Annotated in this window: 4 protein-coding genes and 1 pseudogene; all 5 read left to right on the top strand. The window is 70.4% G+C overall.

Annotated features, from left to right (window positions below; translation table 11 throughout):
• Positions 1-84 (top strand): annotated as a pseudogene (locus IE245_RS36410) (ATP-binding protein); the annotation flags it as partial.
• Positions 85-435: 351 nt separating this feature from the next.
• Positions 436-3,663: a sensor histidine kinase gene (locus IE245_RS36405; protein WP_189955721.1), complete on the top strand. Its 3,228-nt coding sequence runs from the start codon at positions 436-438 to the stop codon at positions 3,661-3,663.
• A 10-nt stretch (positions 3,664-3,673) separates the two neighbouring features.
• Complete coding sequence (locus IE245_RS36400) at positions 3,674-4,087, top strand: roadblock/LC7 domain-containing protein (RefSeq protein ID WP_030496939.1); 414 nt, start codon at positions 3,674-3,676, stop codon at positions 4,085-4,087.
• Between the two features lie 92 nt (positions 4,088-4,179).
• Positions 4,180-4,713 (top strand): DUF742 domain-containing protein, encoded by a 534-nt coding sequence (locus IE245_RS36395; RefSeq protein ID WP_189955719.1) that lies wholly within the window; start codon positions 4,180-4,182, stop codon positions 4,711-4,713.
• Positions 4,694-4,977 (top strand): GTP-binding protein (locus IE245_RS36390; protein WP_176902409.1); only part of this gene is annotated, 284 nt, incomplete at its 3' end. The genes IE245_RS36395 and IE245_RS36390, both read left to right, overlap by 20 nt.

Raw genomic sequence — 4,977 nt, 5'->3', positions numbered from 1 at the left:
ACCACCGACGCCCGCCACCGCGCGGACGCCAAGAGCGCACTCATCACCCTCGTCGAGCACGCCCTCATGGCCCGCCTCAAGTAGGTTTTCGGCCAAGGCAGTTGTCATATGCCGCCGCCCGGGGACGGCCGGAGTCGATCTGTGGCCTTCGACACGGCCCGTCCCGGGCTTCATAACATTTCGACAGAGAATTCGGTCGCCTCGGACACCCGACGCATCCGGACCGTGTCGCTGTGCTCACATGAGCCCCGCCTTTTGGCGGGGCTCGTTCTTTATGCCCGTTTTATGTGAGGCGTGGGCCACGAGAAGCCGGGCCGTCCCACTGTTTGGAAGGGACCCCCTTCACGTGCTGCAATTCATGAACTCCCGAGTAGTACGGCCCTGAACGAAACACCGGCACGACGTAGGTGCCGACGCGGAGAGGTTGTTGGTCGAGTGAGGCGAAGCATGGATGGCTCCGCGGAGCAGGAGGCGCGGGGCAACTTCACCCCGCCGTCGCGCAGCGCGCTGTCGCCCGCGGACGTACCGGTGACTCCCGCGCCCGCGCCCGCGCCCCAGGGCAGCTCCAGCAAGCTGTCCCCTCGCAACTGGCGGGTGCCCACCCGGCTGAACGCCATCCTCCTCATACCCGTGCTCGTCGGCCTCGTCATGGGAGGCTTCCAGGTCAAGGGGTCGATCGACACCTGGCAGGAGGCGCAGGACGCCGAGAAGACGGCGCTCATCGTGCGCGCCGCCTCGGAGTACTCCACCGCCCTCCTCGACGAGCGCGACCTGACGGCCGTTCCGCTGCTGTCCGGCAAGGACCGGGCCTCCGAGGAGATCACCCGGGCGTACGCGGCCACCGACGCGGCCCGCGCCAAGTTCGACGAGGCCACCCGCAACATGCCCTCGGGCCAGGGCCTGGAGCGCCGCCTGCAGGCGTTCAAGAACGAGGAGCCCAAGCTCGCGGCCCTCCGCAAGGCCGCCTACACGGCCGCGCTCGACCCGGTGAACACCCAGCTCGGCTACACCGGCGTGCAGCACTACCTCATGGAGTTCTCCAACGAGCTCGGCCTGGGCACCGGCAACATCACCAGCTACGGCCGGACCGTCTACGCCATCCAGCTCGCCAAGGCCGCCGGCTCGCTCCAGCGCTCCATCGGCACCCAGCTGCTCGTCCGGCCCAGCGCCAAGGACCCGGTCTTCGCCCAGCAGTCGGTCGCCTTCAACTCGTACAACTACCTGGAGCAGATCGCCCTCGGCGAGTACAACTCCGGTGGCACGGCCGAGGACGTCGAGCGCCTGAAGAAGGTCATGGCGGGCAAGGCCGCCGAGGGCGAGCGCAAGATGCAGGCCGCCGACATCACCCTGCCCAAGGGCAAGGACGGCTCGGTCTACTCCGGCGTCGCCACCGCGATCGGCTCCGCCGAGGACGCGGACGCGATCAAGGCCCTCGCGGCCAAGAAGATCAACGCCGAGACCTGGATGGCGATCGCCACCGCCAAGTTCGAGGGCTACAGCGAGGTCGAGAAGACCCTCGTCGACAAGGCCGTGGCCGAGGCCACCGCGATCTCCGACGAGGCCAAGACCGACGCCTGGGTCACCGGCGCCATCGTCGTCGTCGCCCTGCTCGCCGCCTTCATCCTCGCCGGGATGATGGCCCGCCAGATGAGCCGCTCGATGCGCGAGCTGCGCACCGCCGCCTTCGGCATCGCCGAGCAGCGCCTGCCGATGCTGGTCGACCAGCTCTCCCGCACCGACCCCGGCCGGGTCGACACCCGGGTGCAGCCCATCCCGATCGACTCCCAGGACGAGATCGGCGAGGTCGCCCGCGCCTTCGACCAGGTCCACCGCGAGGCCGTCCGGCTCGCCGCCGAGCAGGCCATGCTCCGCGGCAACGTCAACGCGATCTTCACCAACCTGTCGCGCCGCAACCAGTCGCTCATCGAGGGCCAGCTGACCCTCATCACCGACCTGGAGAACAACGAGGCCGACCCGGACCAGCTGGAGAACCTCTTCAAGCTGGACCACCTCGCGACCCGCATGCGCCGCAACGGCGAGAACCTCCTGGTCCTCGCCGGCGAGGAGCCGGGCCGCCGCTGGGACCAGCCGGTCCCGCTGGTCGACGTGCTCCGCGCCGCCTCCTCCGAGGTGGAGCAGTACGAGCGCATCGAGATCGCCGGCGTGCCGGAGGCCGAGATCCACGGCCAGGCCGTGACCGACCTCGTGCACCTGCTCGCCGAGCTCCTGGAGAACGCCACCACGTTCTCCTCCCCGCAGACCAAGGTCCGCGTGACCGCGACCCGTCTCCCCGACGGCCGCGTGATGGTCGAGATCCACGACAAGGGCATCGGCCTCACCGCCGAGGACTTCGCGGACATCAACCACAAGCTGGCGAACCCGCCCACCGTGGACGTGGCCGTCTCCCAGCGCATGGGCCTCTTCGTGGTCGGCCGGCTCTCCGACCGGCACGGCATCCGCGTCCAGCTCCGCCCCTCGGGCGAGCAGGCCGGCACCACCTCGCTGGTCATGCTGCCGGACGCGATCACCCACGGTGGCGGTGGCGAGCAGCCAGCCCAGGACGACTTCACGGTCTCCCAGATCATCCCGCGCCAGCAGCAGGGCGCCTTCGAGGCCCAGGCGGCCCCGATGCGCACCGCGGCCGAGCTCGGCTTCGACGACTCGCGCTACGAGCAGCAGGGCGACGGCCAGCAGCTCGACCCGGTCAACCGCTCGCTGATGCGCGAGGAGCGCCGCGCGGCCCTGGAGGCCCAGGTGCACGGCGCCGACTCCGCGCCGTACGAGGAGCCCGAGCAGGGCCAGGCGTACGGCTCCGAGTACGGCCAGGAGCAGGGCTACGGCCAGGAGTACGCCCAGGGCTACGAGCAGGGCCAGGGGTACGCCCCCGAGTACGGCCAGGAGCAGCAGGGGTACCAGCAGCAGCCGCAGGACGGCTACGGCTACCCCCCGCAGCAGGGCTACGAGGAGTACGCCCCGCAGGGCGAGGCGTACCCGCAGCAGGCGTATGCGGAAGCGGCGTACGGCGCTCAGGAGCCGACCCAGGGCGGTTACGAGCAGGCGTTCGAACCCCAGTCCCACCAGGGCGAGTGGCCGGAGCAGAGCTCCTACCAGGGCGCTTTCGACCAGGGTTACCGTCCGGAATCGGAATCTTCGCAGCGCGCTCCCGAACAGGGCGCCGAGCGCGTAGGCTTCGACCGTCCGGCCCCGGCTCCCAGTCCCGCGCCGGACACCGGCCACGGACTGACCGACGCCGGTCTGCCGCGCCGCGGCGGTGGCGCCCCGCAGGCGCCCCAGGCGCAGCGGCCCGTACCGCCGGCCCAGCCCGCCCAGCCGGTGGGGCAGGACGAGCAGAACCAGAACGATGCCTCCGACGAATGGCGCTCGGCCAATGACGAGCGCTGGGAGCAGGCCAAGAAGCTCCGCGAGCCGAAGGCGGGCGGGGTCACCTCCTCCGGCCTCCCCCGGCGCGTCCCCAAGGCCAACCTGGTCGAGGGCACGGCGGAGCAGACGCCGCAGGGCGGCCCCCAGGTCTCCCGGGCACCCGAGGACGTGCGGGGCAGGTTGAGCAACCTGCGCCGCGGGGTCCAGCAGGGCCGCACCGCGGGATCGGACACGAACGGATCGGGCTTCGGCCCGGGTAGTACCTACGACCAGGAGCGTTAGTGTGAGCGCGATGAGCCAGGCGGCGCAGAATCTGAACTGGTTGATCACCAACTTCGTGGACAACACCCCCGGGGTGTCCCACACGGTGGTGGTCTCCGCCGACGGACTCCTGCTGGCCATGTCCGAGGGGTTCCCCCGGGACCGTGCCGACCAGCTGGCGGCGGTGGCCTCCGGGCTGACCTCGCTGACGGCGGGCGCGTCCCGGATCTTCGAGGGCGGCGCGGTCAACCAGACCGTGGTGGAGATGGAGCGCGGCTTCCTCTTCATCATGTCGGTCTCGGACGGCTCCTCGCTGGCCGTCCTCGCCCACCCCGAGTCCGACATCGGCCTCGTGGGTTACGAGATGGCCCTCCTCGTGGACCGGGCGGGCTCCGTCCTCACCCCGGACCTGCGGGCGGAGCTCCAGGGAAGTCTTCTCAACTAACAGACAGACAGTGCGTTTCATGTCACCGCACCGTTAGGGTGCGGTGACGCGGTCCACGGGACATGGACCGCGAGGCAGTCGGAGGAGGAGACGTGGGAACACCCCCGGGGGCGAACCCCTACAACGGTTTCGATGCGCATCAGGCGCCGCCCGGCGACATCGCGCAGAACCGGTACAACTTCCCTTCCGCACCCAGCAGACAGGGCGTTCCCCAGTCCTACGGGCAGCCGCAGGCGCAGCCGGTGCCCCCGCGCGCGGCGGGTTCCTCGGCCCCCGGTGGCGGTCACAACCCGCTCGTGCGGCCGTACGCGATGACCGGCGGCCGGACCCGGCCGCGCTACCAGCTCGCCATCGAGGCGCTGGTCAGCACCACCGCGGATCCGGCCAGGCTGCAGGGGCAGTTGCCCGAGCACCAGCGGATCTGCCGGCTGTGCTTCGAGATCAAGTCGGTCGCGGAGATCTCGGCCCTCCTCTCCATCCCCCTCGGCGTTGCCCGGATCCTCGTCGCCGACCTGGCCGAGGCCGGACTTGTCGCCATTCACCAGCCCGGCGGCGACGAGGCCGCCGGCGGTCAGCCAGACGTGACACTGCTCGAAAGGGTGCTCAGTGGACTTCGCAAGCTCTAGCGGCGGCGCGGCCCGTTCAACCACCAGCGCGAAGATCGTGGTGGCGGGTGGCTTCGGCGTGGGCAAGACCACGTTCGTGGGTGCCGTCTCGGAGATCAACCCGCTGCGTACCGAGGCCGTCATGACGTCCGCGTCCGCGGGCATCGACGACCTCACGCACACCGGCGACAAGACGACGACGACTGTCGCCATGGACTTCGGCCGCATCACGCTGGACCAGGACCTGATCCTGTACCTGTTCGGCACCCCCGGCCAGGACCGCTT

Origin of the sequence: Streptomyces roseolus, from assembly GCF_014649855.1 — a bacterium.
In the GTDB taxonomy this organism is placed as follows: domain Bacteria; phylum Actinomycetota; class Actinomycetes; order Streptomycetales; family Streptomycetaceae; genus Streptomyces; species Streptomyces roseolus.
The sequence above is the reverse complement of the archived record's forward strand: the minus strand, read 5'-3'. Positions and strand labels throughout refer to the sequence as shown.